The 17,312-nt window shown below is 67.5% G+C and carries 18 protein-coding genes; 7 read left to right on the top strand and 11 right to left on the bottom strand.

What is annotated here, in order from left to right:
• Positions 1-364 precede the first annotated feature (364 nt).
• On the top strand, positions 365-622 hold the full coding sequence (locus tag ACH34W_RS23200; protein ID WP_395963071.1) for a hypothetical protein: 258 nt from the start codon (positions 365-367) through the stop codon (positions 620-622).
• 68 nt (positions 623-690) lie between these two features.
• Here ACH34W_RS23200 and ACH34W_RS23195 read toward each other — a convergent pair whose 3' ends face one another.
• From ACH34W_RS23195 to ACH34W_RS23165, 7 genes are all read right to left on the bottom strand, one after another.
• Complete coding sequence (locus ACH34W_RS23195) at positions 691-1,263, bottom strand: hypothetical protein (RefSeq protein ID WP_395963070.1); 573 nt, start codon at positions 1,261-1,263, stop codon at positions 691-693.
• 165 nt (positions 1,264-1,428) lie between these two features.
• On the bottom strand, positions 1,429-1,797 hold the full coding sequence (locus tag ACH34W_RS23190) for a hypothetical protein (RefSeq protein ID WP_395963069.1): 369 nt from the start codon (positions 1,795-1,797) through the stop codon (positions 1,429-1,431).
• A 308-nt stretch (positions 1,798-2,105) separates the two neighbouring features.
• Positions 2,106-3,197 (bottom strand): hypothetical protein, encoded by a 1,092-nt coding sequence (locus tag ACH34W_RS23185; protein ID WP_395963068.1) that lies wholly within the window; start codon positions 3,195-3,197, stop codon positions 2,106-2,108.
• Complete coding sequence (locus ACH34W_RS23180; protein WP_395963067.1) at positions 3,190-3,765, bottom strand: RNA polymerase sigma factor; 576 nt, start codon at positions 3,763-3,765, stop codon at positions 3,190-3,192. Before ACH34W_RS23180 ends, ACH34W_RS23185 begins: the two co-directional genes overlap by 8 nt.
• 398 nt (positions 3,766-4,163) lie before the next feature.
• On the bottom strand, positions 4,164-4,751 hold the full coding sequence (locus ACH34W_RS23175) for a hypothetical protein (RefSeq protein WP_395963066.1): 588 nt from the start codon (positions 4,749-4,751) through the stop codon (positions 4,164-4,166).
• Positions 4,741-5,316, bottom strand: a complete 576-nt coding sequence (locus tag ACH34W_RS23170; protein ID WP_395963065.1) for an NADPH-dependent FMN reductase — start codon at positions 5,314-5,316, stop codon at positions 4,741-4,743. The genes ACH34W_RS23175 and ACH34W_RS23170 overlap by 11 nt, the downstream gene beginning before the upstream one ends.
• Positions 5,313-5,972, bottom strand: coding sequence for a dihydrofolate reductase family protein (locus tag ACH34W_RS23165; protein WP_395963064.1), 660 nt, complete (start codon positions 5,970-5,972; stop codon positions 5,313-5,315). The genes ACH34W_RS23170 and ACH34W_RS23165 overlap by 4 nt, the downstream gene beginning before the upstream one ends.
• A gap of 116 nt (positions 5,973-6,088) precedes the next feature.
• Between ACH34W_RS23165 and ACH34W_RS23160 the strand changes: the two genes are divergently transcribed.
• Positions 6,089-7,000 (top strand): LysR family transcriptional regulator, encoded by a 912-nt coding sequence (locus tag ACH34W_RS23160; RefSeq protein WP_395963063.1) that lies wholly within the window; start codon positions 6,089-6,091, stop codon positions 6,998-7,000.
• 334 nt (positions 7,001-7,334) lie between these two features.
• On the opposite strand, the gene ACH34W_RS23155 is transcribed toward ACH34W_RS23160, so the two are convergent.
• Both ACH34W_RS23155 and ACH34W_RS23150 read right to left on the bottom strand, forming a co-directional pair.
• Positions 7,335-8,369: a CHAP domain-containing protein gene (locus ACH34W_RS23155; protein ID WP_395963062.1), complete on the bottom strand. Its 1,035-nt coding sequence runs from the start codon at positions 8,367-8,369 to the stop codon at positions 7,335-7,337.
• Positions 8,369-8,503: a hypothetical protein gene (locus ACH34W_RS23150; protein ID WP_395963061.1), complete on the bottom strand. Its 135-nt coding sequence runs from the start codon at positions 8,501-8,503 to the stop codon at positions 8,369-8,371. The genes ACH34W_RS23155 and ACH34W_RS23150 overlap by 1 nt, the downstream gene beginning before the upstream one ends.
• Before the next feature lie 357 nt (positions 8,504-8,860).
• On the opposite strand from ACH34W_RS23150, the gene ACH34W_RS23145 reads away from it, so the two are divergent.
• Positions 8,861-9,610, top strand: a complete 750-nt coding sequence (locus ACH34W_RS23145; protein WP_395963060.1) for a hypothetical protein — start codon at positions 8,861-8,863, stop codon at positions 9,608-9,610.
• 126 nt (positions 9,611-9,736) lie between these two features.
• Here the strand turns inward: ACH34W_RS23145 and ACH34W_RS23140 are convergent, their stop codons facing one another.
• Positions 9,737-12,340 (bottom strand): hypothetical protein, encoded by a 2,604-nt coding sequence (locus tag ACH34W_RS23140; protein WP_395963058.1) that lies wholly within the window; start codon positions 12,338-12,340, stop codon positions 9,737-9,739.
• Positions 12,341-12,680: 340 nt separating this feature from the next.
• Between ACH34W_RS23140 and ACH34W_RS23135 the strand changes: the two genes are divergently transcribed.
• The 4 genes from ACH34W_RS23135 (at position 12,681) to ACH34W_RS23120 (ending at position 16,263) form a co-directional block, all read left to right on the top strand.
• Complete coding sequence (locus ACH34W_RS23135) at positions 12,681-13,295, top strand: DUF1707 domain-containing protein (RefSeq protein ID WP_395963057.1); 615 nt, start codon at positions 12,681-12,683, stop codon at positions 13,293-13,295.
• Between the two features lie 90 nt (positions 13,296-13,385).
• A complete protein-coding gene (locus ACH34W_RS23130) occupies positions 13,386-14,600 on the top strand; it encodes a sensor histidine kinase (RefSeq protein WP_395963056.1) in 1,215 nt (404 codons plus the stop codon).
• Positions 14,597-15,250 carry a response regulator gene (locus tag ACH34W_RS23125; protein ID WP_395963055.1) on the top strand — a complete coding sequence of 218 codons (654 nt, stop codon included), beginning with the start codon at positions 14,597-14,599 and terminating at the stop codon, positions 15,248-15,250. Before ACH34W_RS23130 ends, ACH34W_RS23125 begins: the two co-directional genes overlap by 4 nt.
• 344 nt (positions 15,251-15,594) lie before the next feature.
• Positions 15,595-16,263, top strand: coding sequence for a hypothetical protein (locus ACH34W_RS23120; RefSeq protein ID WP_395963054.1), 669 nt, complete (start codon positions 15,595-15,597; stop codon positions 16,261-16,263).
• 24 nt (positions 16,264-16,287) lie between these two features.
• Here ACH34W_RS23120 and ACH34W_RS23115 read toward each other — a convergent pair whose 3' ends face one another.
• On the bottom strand, positions 16,288-17,271 hold the full coding sequence (locus ACH34W_RS23115; RefSeq protein WP_395963053.1) for a helix-turn-helix domain-containing protein: 984 nt from the start codon (positions 17,269-17,271) through the stop codon (positions 16,288-16,290).
• Positions 17,272-17,312: the final 41 nt, after the last annotated feature.

Raw genomic sequence — 17,312 nt, 5'->3', positions numbered from 1 at the left:
GGAGTTTCGGAGGCGGGGTCAGCCGGCCATGGCCACGTTCCTTTGAGCTCCAGGAGTGACATCACGCCTCAGGCTTGGCAGCCCGAATTCGAAGCCGACTGTCGGCGGAGCGCGGGACGATGACGAACGGGATGCTTCGGAGGAGGCGCGTGGCATGCTACGAGTCCGGTGTCGGCACTATGGCAAGGCTGATTCTGGAGGCCACGGCCAAGCCTCCGGAGTGTTAAGCGTGGGCGCTGGTCTCCGGCGATGTTCCCGCCTTGCAGCCTGGCTGAACGGCAGGCACCAGGCCGCGCCACCGCAAATCCACTCGCTGCCGGTGCCGACCGGATGCCAGACTCCCGACATGAGACCGGATCCGTCGATGTATGACGGGGCAAACACCGAATGGCAGCTCACGTCGTTCGACAATCGAGATGGGCAGCTCAGCGGGGCCTTTCCTATCAGCCGCGAGCAGTTCATCAGGGTCCGCGAGCTCTTCGATTACGGCGACGACGAGTGGTTCAGCGATTCGTACCCGATCACACCCGAACTCTGGCCGCAGGTGATCGAGATCCTGTCCTGTCCGCCGCCCGAGCCAGGCAAGTCCTACTACATCGACGGTTACGCGACGGCCTGGTAAGCATCACAGCTGGACTGGAGACCCGGGGCTCTGAAGATTGGCGCAGGTTGCTGACGAGCTGGTGTCGGCTACTTGGTGGACGGCGGGGCCAGGATCTCTGTGATCGTCGCGGTTCCGGCCACCGGCTGTCGTTCATGCATTGTGATCACGTCCCCGGGAGTGAGGTGTCTCCAGGCTTCTGGGGATAGCGGGGCAAGTCGGACGGGGCCGTGTCCGCCTGGTGGCAACTCGGGCATGTATTCGACCCAGATCGCTGCGGCGTGAAGGCCGGGCTGCTGCGCGGAGTTGAGCGCCCACATTGGTCGCAGCACTCCTGACCCTGGGATCGCGGTGCGGCGGCCGCCGGTCTGAGGATCGGTCAGTTGGAGGTCGGCCCGGATGATGCCCATGCGGGTCTCTGTCTTGCGCCAGCGGCACCAGGAAGCGTCGAGTTGCATCTGCTCGGCTGCGTTCGCTAGCAGGTCCCAATACTCGTCAGTCTGCCAGTGGGGTCCGTAGAAGTCTTCCAGGATGTCGAATGCGAACTCGAACTCATGGTGGTCGAGGCACTCCACCACATCCCCGGCCGCAAGGCCGGCGTCGCTTCTCGCGTCGCCCGGGATCAGAGCCATGGCTTGGCGCAGCAACTCCGGAACGTCCATGCGCAGATTCTGCGGGATGGCCGTGCATGAGTACCGCAAGCTCGATCGGGTGGACCCGCTCCGGCGACCGGTCGGCGGGACGATGTGGAACCCGGTGACTGCTGCACGAAGGTGCCGAGGGCTGCCGGATGGCGCCCGTGCAAAGTCCTGCTCTTGAACGGCAGATCAGGCGGGAGGGTTGGGGCTGTCTTCTGCAGCAGATTCGTCGCGCTTGATGTCGGTCAGCTCCCATGTGTGCTTGCGAAAGCGTGACAGGGCTACTTCGGCAACGGCGAGCCCAAAGAGGCCGGACAGAGGAATCCCAGCCAATACAGCCCGCCATGCACTCATGTGCTGTCGTCGTCTTGCTATGCGTATGCCCCAGATTCCGAGCAAGCTCACCCATGCCGCCAACAGGAAGATCACGAGGAAAGAGTGCAGAATCGCAACCAACAAGAACACGCTTCGTACATCTGGCGGCATCGCCTCCAAACGCGCTTTGGACTGCTCGAGGGCTTCCGCTCGCTCGCTCTTGAACCACCGCGCAAGGGTCACCTGCCCAGTGTCCGCCACAGGGAAGCAGAGGGGGAGACCCGATCACTCAGATGGACTATGCGGGGCCAGTGGCCGGGTACGGTCACCTGCGAACCAATGCCCGGCCGCGTCAGACGACCTTGCTGCGCGGGCCGGTTTTCGTCGAGCTCTGGCTTCTGACCTGCATATTCAGGCGGACGCGGCCGCGGGCCTCTGACGAGAAGTTTCCGCACCCCTCCCACCCGCGGTGGGTGCGCGCGTGGAAGGGACAGGTGATGCGCCTGGGGTCGAATGCGGGTAGTGCGCCCGCGATTGCGGGGTCTCCTCGTTCAACCGCGAGGCGGCGTCTCGTTCGTCCAACCCTCGCTGAGCATGCAGGTGTAGTCGAAGCGGATGCCCGGCCGCATGCCGGTCGGTCCCGCCTTCTTGAGGATCATCTGGTCGCCGAGCACGTGGTTGGTCTTTGGATCCAGGATGAGCTGGTACTCCACGACTGACCCGTCGGTCCGGTCGACCCACGGCGCGGCCAGGGCCACGCCTTTACGGTCGCACGCGTCCTGGACCGTCCCGATGGAGCGGACGCCGGACAGCCCGGCCAGCATCCGCAGCACCGCCGCCCGAGACTTCGGCGCCGCCAGCTGGTCGCCGATGTAGCGGGCCCCGATCATCAGCTCGTTGGCGCTGCCGTCCACGAAACCGGCGTCCCGGCGGACCATCGCGACGAACGCGGCCGGGTCCGCACCGGAGGTGAGCCGGGATTCCACGCTCGGCGGCTCGGTGTTCGGGTTCAGGATGAGGTAGCTGGGCCGGTGCGGCTCCAGCGGTTTGTTGTCGATGGTCAGGTTGAGGCGGTCACCGTCGGCTTCGGCCCGCCAGCGCGCCGGGGACCCGGCCTTGCGCCACGCCGCCATGTCCTCGGGCGTCCGCGGCCCCACCGGCTTGGCCTTTTCGGCGAAGTAACCCCGGCCCGATGCCGTTCGTGGCTGCCAGACGTCGCTCTCCACCTCCGTGTAGATCACGTAGCCCCCGTCCTTGGGGACGACGCGCCACGCCTGTCCCCGGAGCGTGCGCTGCCGCCAGTAGCGGCCCGCTTTCAGAGGCGGCTCGGCCTTCAGAGCCGTCCCGGCCTCCAGCCTCGTCGCGGCGGCCAGCAGGAACGTCCGCGCCTGAAGATGCTGCTCCGCCGCCTGCTCTTCAGACAGCACCGGGCCCGCCTCCCCTTCCCCGAGGGACGCGGCCACGACCACGGCGGCGGTGGCCGCGGCGACCAAGCCCAGCCCGAGCCCGAACTGCAGCCGCCACGGCCGCTTGCGCGGCTTTGGCCGCATCAGCTCCTCCAGGCGGCGCCGCCCGGCATCGGTCTCCTGGGCGGACGGGCCTCCCTCGTCGAACGTCTCCGCGACCATCGTCAGCTCATCCATGGGACTCCTCCTCGGTGTGATCGATCCGGCCCAGCGCCTCCCGCAGCTTCCTTCGAGCCCGGCTCATCCGCGATCCGACCGTCCCCCCGGGAATCTCCAGCGCCGCCGCGACCTCCTCGTAGCCCAGGCCACCGACCGCGACGAGCAACAGCACGTCCCGATCGCCCTCGGTCAGCGCGGCCACGGCCGCCGCCAGCCGAGGACGCATGCCCTCGGCGGTGAGGCGTTCCACGACCCGCTCCTCGTGCCCGGCGGCCGCGGCCCCCGTGCCGAGCCGCGCGATCGCCGCCATGCGGCGGTTCTCGGTGCGCCGGTGCTGGCCGACCAGGTTGGTGGCGATGCCGTAAAGCCAGGGCCGCAGGGCACCGCGCTCCGGGTCGAACCGGTCCCGGCTGCGGTACGCGGCCAGGAACGTCTCAGCGGCGATATCGGCGGCGTCGTCACGGCCGAGCCGCGCCGCCACGTACCGGTAGATCTGGGGGAAGTACTCGTCGTAGATCTCGGCGAATCGTTCAGGCTCATGCCAAGACCCTTTCGGCACGCGGACGGCGCGCGTCGAGGGTGTCATCGGTGGCTCCCTGTCATATCCGGCCTTCCAGGACGCGTATCGGCGGTCACCCCTTGTTAGCCGGAACCCGAAATCTTCTTCACGCACAGACCAGCAAACCCGCCTCGCCGCCCAACCACCGGCGCACATCCCTCCCACCGCATTGGCCAGCACGACCTGCCCACCGCATTGGCCAGCACCACCTGCTTCCCCACGTCGGCCCCACAGACGACGCTTGAGTGACAGTCCCCGACCGCGAGGCTGGCGCCTTCGCGCCAATCACATCCGCCTTCCGGACCTCGTCCACAAGGCACAACTGCAGGTGAGAGCCTCGGGCGTCCGGACGACTCCAGATAATGAACGACCCGGCACGTCGACCAGGCTGAGACAGTGACTGCGGTCTTGGTTGGCCGCGGCGGCTACTGGTTAAGCACTTGGGGTACGTCCTCGGGGCTGTCCCAGCCGGAGACGAACGAGTGGGTTTCGCCGGTGGCGGGGTCGTACGACCGCCGTCTGATCGTGCCGATGTTGCCGCCGTAGACGTGGATCCCGATGGTGGGTTCGCTGCCGACGGCTGCTACGGCATGGACGTCGTCGTCGGTGGTGCAGCAGACGGTCACTTGCCCGGGCTCCCACCGTGCTTCGCCAGCCGGTGTCAGTGGCACGCACGCGGTGGACTCCGTCGGCTTGAGGTACCGAAACTCGTGTTCGACTCCCGCGTAGATGCCGACGACGCCCCATGTGTCGTGCGAATGTACGTTGGTCCGCTGGCCCACGTCCCAGACCACGGACGCCATCGACCAGCTCTCGTCGGGAGCGATGTAGAGCGGATACGTCACGTGACGCACGGACGATGATCGCGTGACCTCCGGCGGAAGCCGGTAACCGTCGGCCAGTAGAGCGGAGAGCTGCTCGGCGATCCGTGTTGTGATCTCGTGCTCGTCGTTGGTGCTGCTCACGACGAGTCCCACGTCGTCGATGAAGGTCTGCAAGCGATCAGGCTCCATGGTGTTCTCCTGTGCGCAGTGGCTTCAGCGCGCTGCTCCAGGCGATGACCTGGTCCAGCAGGGTGGTGAGGGTGTCTTCGTGGCGTCCAGCCGGGTGGAAGGCCGTGAAGTCCTCGAAATCGGAGAACAGCGACAGCTCCACCTGCGCGCTGACGTGGGCGACCTGGAGGCAGCTCATCACCAGCCGCAGGTGTTCGATGGCGCGGACGCCGCCGGCGCTTCCATAGCCGACGAATCCGACCGCCTTGTTGGTCCACTCCGCGTAGAGAAAGTCGATCGCGTTCTTGAGCGGGCCCGGTGCCGAGTGGTTGTACTCGGGTGTCACGAACACATACGCGTCGAACGAGGCGATCTTCGCTGCCCACGTGTGGGTGTGCGGCTGGGCGTACTGGCCAGTGATCGCCGGCATCGGCTCGTCCAGGGATGGAAGTGCGAAGTCGGCCAGGTCCACCACCTCGAACCTGGCGTCGCCGCGCTTGACCGCACGGTCATGGACCCAGCCGGCGACCGCTTCACCCTTGCGTCCTGGGCGGGTGCTGCCAATGATGATCGCTACGTCGATCACGATGAAGCACCCGGCAAGATCCGGTACTTGAGGTGGGTGACGTCGGGAGCCTCGACGGCTCGGACCTGCTCGAGTCGAACGTCCGCGTCCCCGAGGTTGTCAAGGAGGCGAGAACCGCCACCGAGCAGCACCGGAACGACGTGCAGTTCGAGCTCGTCCAGCAGTCCCGCTGCCAGGTACTGCCGAGCGACGTCGCCGCCGCCCCACAGCATGACGTCCTTGCCGCCGGCCGCCTTCTTTGCCTGCTCGAGCGCGGACTCGAGTCCGTCGGTGACGAAGTGGAACGTCGTCCCTCCCTCCATCTCCACCGGATCACGCGAGTGATGGGTGAGGACGAACACGGGGTAGTGGTAGGGCGGGTTGTCACCCCACCAGCCCGTCCATTGCTCGTCGCCCCAGGCGCCACCGCCGATGGGGCCGAACATGTTCCTGCCCATCAGCGCGGCGCCGATGTTCTGGATCGACTCCTCGAATACCGGTGTGCTCGCGTTCACCTCGCCCCCCTGCTCGCCGTGCGCTTGGCGAAAGGCGGCCAGCGGAACCACCCAGTCGTGGAGCTGATCGCCACCCTCGCCGAGCGGGTTCTCCTCGCTCTGGTTCGGGCCGGCGACGAAACCGTCCAGCGAGATCGAGATGTGACACCTGAGCTTGCTCATCATGCCTCCTCAGTCGGCTCGGCGCCGCTGTCCGGCGCCCTCACCAGAGAGCATGGACGGATATATAGATGACGTCTAATGTCAATCTTCGAAATTTACATTGATATCCTTAATCTATGCTGAACCTGGTCCATCTCAAGGTGCTCGCCGCGGTGGCGCGACACGGGTCCGTGACCGAGGCGGCGAGGGAGCTGCACTACTCGCAGCCGTCGGTGAGTCATCACCTGTCCCGCCTGGAAGCGGCCACCGGCGTCAAACTCATCCAGCGGGTGGGGCGTGGGATCCGGCTGACCCCTGAGGGCGAGCTGCTGGCCAGCCGGGCCACCGAGATCGTGGGACGGGTCGACGCGGCGACCAACGAGCTGGCCGCGCAGGTCGGTCTGCGGACGGGGCGGGTTCGCCTCGCCGCCAACGCGTCGACACTGAGCACGATCGTGCCGAAGGCAGCCGCCCTCTTGGACCAGGCGCATCCAGGACTCGAGCTGATCCTGATCGAACGTCACCCGGTCGAAGCGCTGCAGATGCTGCGACAGGGCGAAATCGACGTCGCGCTCGTCTTCCGGTACGCCGACGCCCCGGCCGAGGAAGAGGGATTTCGCCTCGTCCACATCGGCAACGACCCGGTCTACCTCGTAAGCCAGCGACCCGATGACGACATCGCCAACCATCGCCACTCCGCATGGATCGGCGGTTGCGAACGATGCCAGGAGGAGCTGATCACGCTGTGCCGGCGACATGGCTTCGCTCCACGCATCGCATCACTCAGCGATGACATGGTCGTCGTGCAGGCGCTAGTCGCCGCAGGCAAGGGCGTCACCACCCTGCCCGGACTCGCGCTGCAAGCCCACCGCCGACCCGACATCCACACCACCGAACTCACCAGCTTCACCCGCCGGCTCTACACCGTCACCTACGGCGATCCACCTGACCCACCCGCCACTGTTGCGCTGATCCAAGCCATCCAGGACTCCGCCCCAAAGGAAGTCAATTCGGCGAGCGGTCGCGGCACCGTTGCCACGCCGCGGTAATGCCGGCGAGCGTCCTCGACCACAACGCGAAATCGCTGATTGAACGGCCTTGGCGCTAGCCCGGAGAATCGTTCACGGCCGCGTCCCCGTCCAACATGAGGCTGCATCCCCGTCCAACAGCGGGCCGCGTCCCGTCCAACATGGCCTCGGCAGGGAGGGGCCCATCCCCGTCCTACAGGGAGTCGCGTCCCGTCCAACAGCGGGCCGCATCCCGTCCAACAGCGGGCCGCATCCCTTCCGACAGGGGGCCGCGTCCCGTCCAGCAGGGGCCGCGTCCCCTTCCGACAGGAGGAACGCCCCGACCCAGTCGTGGTCGGGGCGTTCGTGGGGTTGTTCAGGAGGCGTCCCAGGCGACGGCCACCGCGCCGTCGTCCTCGCGCCGGATGCTGACACCGTCGGTCGTCTTGGGATCGCGGAACCGGATCCACGGCTTGGGCTTGGCGGAGTCGACGACCAGGATCTCCGAGTACCAGCCCTTCGCGTCGTGGATCGCGACCCGGATGTTGGCCGGCGGGAGCTGCTGGATCCCGTTGTCGCCCCAGAAACCGATCGCGGTGGCGTCACCTGGGTGGATCGAGATCGGGGTGATCGCGGCGGGGCCGTTGTTGAGCTGTCCGTAGTACCGCACTTCGTCGTCCTCCTCAGAGGGACGGGGGGAAAGAGCCTTCTGGAGCGCGGCCGCGGTGCGGGAGCCATAGACCCCGGCCGTCTCGCTGATGTTGTTCTTGCGCTGGAACGAGGTGACGGCGTCCACGGTCTCGGTGCCGTAGTCACCGTCGGCGCCGTACTTGGGCAGCCGCTCCCGGACCTTCATCAGGGCGTTCTGCAGGTCACGCACGCGGTCACCGATGTCCCCGCGGCGCAGAGTGGCCGCCGGCGCCTTGCCGTTCCACTTGTACGCGGTGTAGGCGGGACGGCCGTAGCCGGCGATCGATGAGGCGGAACGGACGCGGCGTTTGCAGGCGTCGCTGGTGTTGCCTTCGATGGTCTGGAGGCGTCCGCCGCCGAGGACTTTTTCGACGATGCCGACGTGGTCGATGGCGCCGATGGTGTTGGAGGAGCCCCAGTCGAAGAAGACGATGTCACCCGGCTTGGCTTTGTCGATGTTGGCGGTGGTGCCGGTGTACCAGCGTTTGATCTTCTGAAAGTCCTGCGCGTGCCAGACGGTGTAGGCGCGGTCTCCGGCGGGGAGCACGGCGTCGGCGTTGCCGGACCTGCGAGCCCATTCCGTGACCGCCATGTCGCACCAGGCGGCGCGGAGGAATCCGTTGCCGTGGCGCGAGGCGTACGCGCGGGTGAGGGCGTTGGGGCGGCCCGAGGTGCCCAGCCATTTGCGGGCCTCGGCGATCATTGCTGAAGCGCTGCCCATCAGCCGCCCCCGCGGTAGAAGCCGTCGGGATCGGGTTCGCCGTAGATGTCCACAAGGACCTGGTCCTCGTCGGGTTCCGTGGCGTGGTGCGCGTCGGGCGCGGCCTCGGGGGGAATCGGAGGCGGATCAGTCATAGTCGGATCTCCTGCGATTGACGATGCTGTTGAGTATTGCGGGGCAAGTGGGCATAGATGCCGAAATTACGGCAATTGTCCAACTCTGCTGTAGGGGCTTTGCTGTGGACGATCGCCGCTCCACGCACTTCCCTCAAGCGGACAAATAACCCATAACGACGCCGCCACGGGTCCGGCGCCGTGCGCGTCGGCGCAGGCTTGTCAGGGCGCGCCATACCAATGTCAGGGCGAGCCAGACCAACGTCCGTTCAGCCCGGGTGCAGGGGTCCGATGCAGGGGATGGTGCGTCTCGCCGACTGGAGTGCCGCTGTCCGCTGTCCGCTGTCCGCTGTCCGCTGTCCGCTTTAGGGTGCCGACATGTCATACGTGCTCTACGGCGTTGTCGGTGACTTCGACCGGCTCAGGTTGCTGACGGGCGATTTGCCGCGTGCGGTGGTGGCGCCGCTTGAGCAACGTCTGGGACTGCTGCCGGTGACCCACGAGATCTTCGACGAGCTGACCGACGAACGGCGGGGGGACGGGCCGTTCGTGTTCATGTCACCGGCGTTCGCCGAGGTGCTGGAAGACTGGTCACGCGGTGGCCGGGTCGCCTACGTGGAAGCGGACTTCTTCGGTGGTAGCGGCAACCAGACCGCTGCCCTGTGGGAGAACGGCCGGCAGACCTGGGGGCCCGAGCACGCCTGGAGCTCAAAGAGGCCGCGTGAGAGCTGGCCGATCAATGCCGTTCTCGCGCGTCTGGGGGCCGTCGAAGTGGGTCCGTTCGACCTCTTCGACACGGTCGGCTTCGGGCAGGCACGCGATATGGAGGATTGGCGCTGGGCGGGACTGCGCGCTCTGGACGCCGCCGATTACGACGCTTGGGAGGCGGCACGCCGCGCGCAGCGGGAGGCCGACGCACGCGCCGCTGCTGAACGTGAAACGTATGTCAGGCGTGACGATGTGCCCGTGGTGCTGGACGGCAGGGCAGTGATGGACGTACTCGGCATCCCCGCCTCCCCACTGGTGGGGGCCGCGATTCGGCACCTCCAGGAGATTCACCTGGAACGCGGCTCCCTCACCCGCGACGAGGCCGTCGCCGAGCTTCGCCGCTGGGCCCAAAGCCTCTGAAGTCCGCTGGGGTTTGGCTTGCCGAAAGCATTCGGTCGCCGAGGCGTGGCCCCGGTCCATCGCCCATCTCGGGGCCGGTTTGGCAGGGCACAGCCGGCCGGGGGCGGGCCGGCTGTGCCCAAAACTTCATTGGGGGGAGGTTGGACGCGTGGCAGAGAGCGGGCGTGCTGCGGAAGTGCCAAGACCCGTAGGGCCGAGGCTTGGCTTCTGCGGCGCAGGTGGGGTCGCGGTCCTTGGCGAGGGCCTATGGTGGCGGAACGGCGAGGCCTTGTGGCGGCCGAACGGCGAGGCCTTGTGGTGGCGGAACAGGGCAGACTCCGTGTAGCGCTCGCAACCGTGATGCCAGGTCAGGATCCCGGCCATCCAGTTCTGGAGCTCCACCACGTACTCGTCGAGAGCCTTGCGGGTTTCTGGGCTCAGCTTGGCGTCCTCGTACAGGATGGGCAGTTCGTGCTCGGCCACGTACTGGAACTGGCGCATCCGCGAGGTCATCAGGTCAGCGACGATCGACAGCGCGGTGGGGTAGTCGCACTGGAAGAAGTTCTGGACGACGAGGACGCCATTGTGGACCTCGCCCTCGAACTCGATTTCCTTCTGGTACGAGAAGACATCGTTGACGAGGGTGGCGTAGTCCATGGCCGCGTTCTCCAGCGAACACATCGGGCCGCTTGCGTAGATCTCCGGCGGCACCCGACGGCCATGGGCTAGCCGGCAGAGGCTCATGGTGAGGTCGGAGCCGAAGGTCTTCCGGCGCATCTCGACGTAGTCGACCGGGTCCGGGATCCGGTTCTCCGCCTGGTTGGTGAGCTCCCAGAGCCAGCTGTCGATCATCTCCTCGATCGCGGCGCGGAACTTCTCGCGCGCGCTCACCGACATCGGCCCGGCCGTACGCGCCCACAGGTCGGCCAGCGCTCGTTCCAGCGCTGTCACGGGCACGGCTCCGACCGCCTCCGGCGCAACCTCCGCCGTGTCTGGTTTGTTGGCGAGCGACGGGCCTTCGATGGACTTCCCGTCCACCAGCGGACCATCGCCGTCCATCCCCGGACCTTCGCCGTCCGCCACTGGACCGTCGCCGTCCATCCGCGGGCCATCGTCGTCCACCCGCGGGCCATCGTCGTCCACCCGCGGGCCTGCGATGTCCGTGGCGTCCGCCCGCGGACCATCGATGTCTGCGCCGTCTACCTGCGGGGCTTCGGTGTCTGCGGCGTCCACCTGTGGGCCTTCGATGTCCGCAGCGTCCACTGCCGGGCCCTGAGTCGGCATGAACAGGCGAAGCCGCTCATTGCACAGCCTCGCGTCGGCCAGATCCCGCGTACGGCCGAAAGCCACGGGATAGAAGTCGTCGGCGTACGTGCCCCAGGTCAACCAGCCAGACGTGAGGTCGAGTTCTTCGGGGGAGGCGTCGGGATGGAGGCCTGCGGCACACAGCGGGAGGTCGTAGTCCGCGAGCTTGTCCGCGTCCCAGATCTCTGAGCCCGGCACGCCTGGCTGCGGATGGAGGAGCCCCATCCTGCCCGCCCATTCGACCAGGTTGCGGCGCGCGGCGTTCAGATGCGGGCTGAGGGTGGTAGTGAACGGCATGTAGAGGTCGGGAATCCGCGACGGCCCGACCCTCTCGTACGGCGTGTGCGTGAAGCCGCGGAGCCTGCTCAGCAACGCCTTGATGTTCGCCGCCGACATGCCGAGGCCGTTGAGCTCGTTCATGCCGACGCCCAAGTGGAACGCCGAGGTGGTGGCGGCCTTCTTGTTCATGTAGCGGCTGGAGCGCATGTGCCACTCGTGACCGCCCGACTGCCAGTCCTGGAGGCCCTTGACGTACGCGAGCACCTTGGCGCACGACGCCGGGTCGAGTCCCTTCTCGGCGAAGAGCGGGCTCAGCTCGGTGAGGGCGGTGTGCTCGAACTGCTGGAGGCGCGAGGTGAGCAGGTCGTTGACCGCGTCCGCGGCCTCCTGGGTCGTGCAGTTGAGGAACGTCTCCAGGACGAGGACACCGTTGGCCAGTTCTCCTTCGTCCTCCGTCTCGCGCTGGTACGAGAAGAGATCGTTGCGGAGGTGCACAGCGTCCGAGAACGAGTCGCGCAAGACCTGCAAGGGCCGGGAGTCGGCGACTGTGGCTGGCACCTCGGCTCGTGCCGCGTGTTCCACGAGTCCGGCGGACCAAGGCGCCCCGCCCACCTTGCGGCGCATCTCGATGTACTCGACGGGGTTGGGGATGCGGCGTGCGTTGATGTTGGAGAGTTCCCAGAGCGACTCGTTCAGAAGGTGCGCCGTGCTCTTGGCGAAGCGCGCGCGCCACGCCATGGACATGGTGGGTACGCTCCGCGCCCACAGATCCGCCAAGCCCGCCTCTACGGGATTGGTCGGCTCGGGTGTTCCGGCGGCGAGGTCCATCGGCATGAATGCGGGCAGCCTGTCGAGGTGCGCCTTGCCGCCCTCGCGGTCGTGCGTGCGCTTGTAGAGCTCCAGGAAGTGGTCGTCGAAGAAGAACACCCAGACGTACCACTCGGTGATCAGTGTCAGCTCCGGGCCGTCGCAGTCCGGATGGGTGTACGCGCACAGCAGGGGATAGTCGTGGGCGTCGAGATCCGCCTCGTCCCAGATGCCCGAGCCCTCCAGCATCCCGAGCTCACGCGCCCATACCTTGGACTCCTCACGTGCCATTTCGAGATGCGGGTTGATCCGCGCGGGGTACGACATATAGAAATCCGGCAGCTCAAAGGGCTGTGACATTGACATGCCTTCCGTTGTGGGGGACGGCCGAGGGCTCCTTGGTGACGGAGGGTCAGCAGGCGTAACCGGTAAGGGATGATGCCCCGGTCGTGCCAGCCCACAAACTGCACTCGCGGCAACGGCCAGTCCCCGGCGCGGTCACCGAGAGCAATCCCCCACGCAGCTTGCCGAGCGCCCTCCCAACCCGCTACGCGCCGCCCTCCCGACGCGCTACGCGCCGCGCCCCCAACCCGCTACGCGGCGCCGTCCCGACCCGATAACGCTCCCTGTGACCTCGCTGTCCGTTGCTCTGGCTTGTTTGCGCTGGGCTATACGTATCTGCTCTGGGTAGGGAGCCGTTATGAAGGACCACAGCGAGGAGGCGAGCGCGGGTCGTTCGGCGAGGGTGGCATCGGACGCCGAACGCAACGCCGTCATCACGCGGTTGAACCATGCGTGCGGCGAGGGTTTGCTGAGCCTGCAGGAGTTCAGTGAGCGGGTCGAGGACGCGCAGTGGGCGCGGACCCGCGCCGAGCTCGAAGGGCTCCTCGACGACCTTCCGGCGCAGGGTGACGCTCCCGAAATCCGTACCGAATGGCATGTGACGGCGATGGGCGGGCTACGCCGTCACGGCCGCTGGCGCATGGACCGCCATCTGGTGTCACTCGCCGTCATCGGCGGCACCAACCTCGATATGCGCGAAGCCGACATCGCTGCTCCGGAGGTGACGCTGACGAAAATTTCCCTGCTCGGCGGCGTCTCGGTGTGCGTTCCCCGGGGCGTGCGAGTGGTGCTGGAACGCCGTGGGCTGCTCGGTGCGCTCGCGGTCGGCCTCTTCGGCGCCGGCGGCGGCCAAGACGATGACGGCGGCGAGTGCGGTCAGGTCGATCCCGACGTCCCCACCGTGCGCGTCCGAGCGTTCTCCTTGCTCGGCGGCGTCACCGTTCAGGAACCGCCACTGAGACGCTCCGCCTGACCGGTCAATTACCGGCACGGAACTCCTCACAGCACGGAATCCCTCGTGCGAGCGAGGTGTGGCGAGGGGTTTCATGCCGATACTGGGCAGATGCGCGATCGGCTCCGCCTCCTCGTTGCCCGCCTTCGCAAGGGCGACGGCTATCTCCTCGACGTGCTGGTGGCGACCGCGGTCGCCGTTCCAGTGACTGTCCCGTTCGCGACCGCGCCCGTGGTGACGCCGCTGGGGGTGGTGCTGAACCTCGGCACGATCCTGCCGCTCATCTGGCGGCGTCGTGCCCCGTTCGCGGTCATGTTGATCGTGGCAACCTTCGCCATGCTGGTCTCGGCGTACCACCGGCCGGGCCAGATGTTGCAGTACGGCGCGCTCGTGGCGATCTACACGTTGGCCGACTTGGGACGCCGACGCTGGCAGCGCTGGGGTGTCATCAGCGTGCTCGTCGTGACCACCCCGCCCAGCTCGCTCCTCATCAAGGGCAACAACGCGGGGGAGTTCATGTTCACGCTGCTCCTGCCGATGTGCGCCTTCCTGCTGGGCATGCTTGCCCGCACTGCGCGGGAGCGTTCGAACGCCTTGATGGAACGCTCCGTACGTCTGGAACGTGAACGGGAGGCTGACGCGGCGCGGGCAGCGGCGGAGGAACGGGCACGGATCGCGCGCGACATGCATGACGTGCTCGCTCACGCCGTCAGCATCATGGTCGTTCAGGCCGAGGCCGGTCCCGTGGTCGTCCGCACCGATCCTGACCAGGCTGAACGAGCCTTCGACGCGATCGCCGACGCCGGACGCGACGCGATGACACAGTTGCGGCGAATGCTGGGCGTGCTCAAAGAGGAACAGGACTTCGGGGTACGTGCGCCTCAGCCGACCGTCAGTGCCCTCCCCGACCTCCTGGACCAAGTCAGACGTACACACCTGCGCGTGGACCTGGAGGTCACCGGCGACCCTCGCGCCCTGCCAGCCGACGCCGACGTCGCGGCCTACCGGATCGTGCAAGAGGCGCTCACCAACACGGTCAAGCATGCCGGGGCCTCCGTCGCAGCGGTACGGCTCCATTGGAAGGACGACGAGTTGGAGATCACGGTGACCGACGACGGGCGAGGCCAGGACGCCGCAGCCGGCTGGCGGCGCGGCGGTGACGGCCTGATCGGCATCCGCGAACGCGCCATCGCCTGCGGCGGACGGGCCGAGGTGGGTCCGATGCAGGACGGCGGCTTCCACGTGACCGCGCGGCTCCCCCACGCCGGAGGCGCCGGCGCGGTCGGCCTCGACAACACGGCCTCGGCCTCGGCGGTCGCCTCGTGATTCGCGTGGTGCTGGCCGACGACCAGGAACTCGTCCGCAGCGGCTTCATGATGATCCTCGACGCGCAGCCGGACATCGAGGTGGTCGCCGAAGCAGGCGACGGTGCCGCCGCGATCGCCGCCGTACGGGAGAACGATCCGGACGTCGTCCTCCTCGACATCCGGATGCCCGGCATGGACGGCATCGAGGCCGCGAAGGTCGTCTGTGCCGAGACCCGCGCCCGCGCGATCATGCTGACCACGTTCGACCAGGACGACTACGTCTACGACGCGCTCTACGCGGGTGCCAGCGGCTTCCTGCTCAAGGACGTCCGCCGCGACGACCTCGTCCACGCGGTGCGCGTGGTGGCGGCGGGGGAGTCGCTGCTCGCCCCGGCCGTCACGCGTCGGCTGATCTCGGACATCACGCGCAACCGCCCACGCTCCGGGAACACGCCCTCAAACCGGCTAGCCGTACTCACCGGCCGGGAACGCGAGACCCTTCGCCTGCTGGGCCGTGGCTTGTCGAACGCGGAGATCGCGGCCGCGATGGTCGTCAGCGAACACACCGTGAAGACACACGTCAGCAACGTCCTGTCCAAACTCGGCCTGCGCGACCGCGTCCAAGCCGTCATAGCCGCCTACGAAACACGCCTCATCGAACCCTCCTGAACCCCGGCGCCTTCCGCCCCTTCCTGAATGCCAGCGACATCCGCGCGTTCCTGAACCCGGGCGCCCACCGCCCCTTCCTGGATCTCGGCGCCTGCCTTCCGTTCCTGAGCCCCGGCGTCCTCCGCTTGTCCTTGAACGCCGGCGTCCTCCGCCCGTTCCTGAATCCCGGCGCCTTCCGTCCATTCGTGAATCCCGGCGCCCTCCGTCGTGCGGGGGAGCCGACCGTCCCGGCTCCCCCGCGCCACCGATGGCCCAAGACCGCTCGCGGTGGCGATCACAGAAAGCAGCCGTTTTCAGAGGATCGAGAACGTAAGCACGCACGTCTCGAATCCTCTGGAGCCAACATGACGGCCACGGCCAGGCATCAGCCGCAGGACTCCCCGACCGAAACGCGCCCGCACAACTCCCCCTCCCTCGCGTTCACCCGGATCGCCTTCCACCTCGCGCCCGCGCTCATGCTCGCGTACGGGTTGGTCAGGCTCATCGACGGCCGCGACGGCCACCATGGACCGGGCACCGCCTGGACGGTGGGGCACCTGCTCTTCTTGGGCGCCCTGCTTCTGTACGGCCCGGTGATCGTGGGGCTCCGCCGCCGGGTGCCTCCGGGCGGCATGGCCCGCAGGTTGACCGCCAACATCGCCGCAGGGGCCGCGCTCGCTGGGCTGGCGACGTTCATCCGCGTCGCGATCGTCGACATCGTCGTGGGGCTCCAGGCGGCGGACTCCGCCGAGAAGCGCAAGCTCTCGGGCGAGTACGCCGACGTCCCGGCCGTGCTGCCACAGGTGGTGTACGAGATAGGCCCGATGTTCTTCATGCTCGGCCTGATGGTGCTGCTCGTTCAACTCGCCGTGGTCAGCCAGCGCAGTGTCGGCAGCATCCTCAGCCCGGTGCTGGTCGTTCTCGGCTTCGTCACAATCTCCATCAACCTGGATCTGCTCTCGGCCGGGGCAGCCCTGATCTGGCTGGCGCTCCTCCACCACGCCCGTACGCCCGCACAGGGGTCGCGCAGTTAGGCGCAGGGTTCGTGGTGCGTGCGGTTAGGAGGCGGTGGCGCGGAAGGTACGGCGGTAGGCGGAGGGCGAAGTTTTCATGGCGCGGGTGAAGTGGTGCCGGAAGGTGACCGGGCTTTCGAAGCCGACCGCCGCGCCGATCTCCTCGATGGGCATCGCACCGCCTTCGAGGAGGGGCAGGCTGGCCATGATGCGCTGGGTGATGACCCATCGCAGGGGGCTGGTGCCGGTCTGCCGGTTGAAGTGGCGGATGAACGTGCGGGGAGCGAGGTGCGCCTGGCGGGCCAGGTCGGCAACCGTGATGGGGCCGGTGAGGTGGTCCAGCGCCCATGCCATGGCACGGGCCACCGCGTCGTCTGCGGCACGCTCGGTGATTGCGGCCTCCACGAACTGCGCTTGGCCGCCGTCTCGATGCGGCGGGATGACCAGGCGGCGGGCGACCGCGTTGGCCACTCTTGCGCCATGGTCCTTGCGTACAAGATGAAGGCACAGGTCGAGCCCTGCGGCGCTGCCGGCGCTGGTGAGGATGTCGTCGCCGTCCACGTAGAGGACGTCTGGATTCACGTGAATCATTGGGTACCGCTGTTGCAGGAGCGCCGCGTACTGCCAATGGGTGGTCGCCTCGCGTCCGTCCAGCAAGCCTGCAGCCGCCAGGGCGAAGGCGCCTGAGCAGATCGAGACGACGCGGGCGCCTCGGTCGTGTGCGCTGCGCAGTGCGGTGACGACCTGAGGGGGCACCTCGCCGCGTACATCCGGAACGGCCACGACCATGACCGTGTCCGCGGCGGCGAAGACGTCGAGGTCGTTCTCGACGGTCATGGTGAAGCCGCCGACCGCCCGCATGGGGCCGCGTTCGAGTGAGCAGACCCGCAAGTCGTACCAAGGAACGTCGAGCTCGGGCCGGGGCAGCCCGAACACCTCCACCACGGACCCGAGTTCGAACGGCGCCATGCCGTCGAAGGCCAGAACGGAGATCGTGTGCCGTTTGGCGAGCTGCATCGTGTGCTGCATGGCGAGATCTTATCGGTAGAGGGCATTCATGCCACTGGCCG

The sequence above is a fragment of the Actinomadura sp. 6N118 genome (genome assembly GCF_044326415.1).
GTDB lineage: Bacteria > Actinomycetota > Actinomycetes > Streptosporangiales > Streptosporangiaceae > Spirillospora.
The sequence above is the reverse complement of the archived record's forward strand: the minus strand, read 5'-3'. Positions and strand labels throughout refer to the sequence as shown.

What these genes read in the sequence shown, in the direction of transcription:
- ACH34W_RS23200 (WP_395963071.1), top strand. Translation starts at nt 365, where the DNA reads ATGTATGACGGGGCAAACACCGAATGGCAGCTCACGTCGTTCGACAAT.
- ACH34W_RS23195 (WP_395963070.1), bottom strand. Translation starts at nt 1,263, where the DNA reads ATGGACGTTCCGGAGTTGCTGCGCCAAGCCATGGCTCTGATCCCGGGC.
- ACH34W_RS23185 (WP_395963068.1), bottom strand. Translation starts at nt 3,197, where the DNA reads ATGGATGAGCTGACGATGGTCGCGGAGACGTTCGACGAGGGAGGCCCG.
- ACH34W_RS23180 (WP_395963067.1), bottom strand. Translation starts at nt 3,765, where the DNA reads ATGACACCCTCGACGCGCGCCGTCCGCGTGCCGAAAGGGTCTTGGCAT.
- ACH34W_RS23175 (WP_395963066.1), bottom strand. Translation starts at nt 4,751, where the DNA reads ATGGAGCCTGATCGCTTGCAGACCTTCATCGACGACGTGGGACTCGTC.
- ACH34W_RS23165 (WP_395963064.1), bottom strand. Translation starts at nt 5,972, where the DNA reads ATGAGCAAGCTCAGGTGTCACATCTCGATCTCGCTGGACGGTTTCGTC.
- ACH34W_RS23160 (WP_395963063.1), top strand. Translation starts at nt 6,089, where the DNA reads ATGCTGAACCTGGTCCATCTCAAGGTGCTCGCCGCGGTGGCGCGACAC.
- ACH34W_RS23155 (WP_395963062.1), bottom strand. Translation starts at nt 8,369, where the DNA reads ATGGGCAGCGCTTCAGCAATGATCGCCGAGGCCCGCAAATGGCTGGGC.
- ACH34W_RS23150 (WP_395963061.1), bottom strand. Translation starts at nt 8,503, where the DNA reads ATGACTGATCCGCCTCCGATTCCCCCCGAGGCCGCGCCCGACGCGCAC.
- ACH34W_RS23145 (WP_395963060.1), top strand. Translation starts at nt 8,861, where the DNA reads ATGTCATACGTGCTCTACGGCGTTGTCGGTGACTTCGACCGGCTCAGG.
- ACH34W_RS23140 (WP_395963058.1), bottom strand. Translation starts at nt 12,340, where the DNA reads ATGTCACAGCCCTTTGAGCTGCCGGATTTCTATATGTCGTACCCCGCG.
- ACH34W_RS23135 (WP_395963057.1), top strand. Translation starts at nt 12,681, where the DNA reads ATGAAGGACCACAGCGAGGAGGCGAGCGCGGGTCGTTCGGCGAGGGTG.
- ACH34W_RS23130 (WP_395963056.1), top strand. Translation starts at nt 13,386, where the DNA reads ATGCGCGATCGGCTCCGCCTCCTCGTTGCCCGCCTTCGCAAGGGCGAC.
- ACH34W_RS23120 (WP_395963054.1), top strand. Translation starts at nt 15,595, where the DNA reads ATGACGGCCACGGCCAGGCATCAGCCGCAGGACTCCCCGACCGAAACG.
- ACH34W_RS23115 (WP_395963053.1), bottom strand. Translation starts at nt 17,271, where the DNA reads ATGCAGCACACGATGCAGCTCGCCAAACGGCACACGATCTCCGTTCTG.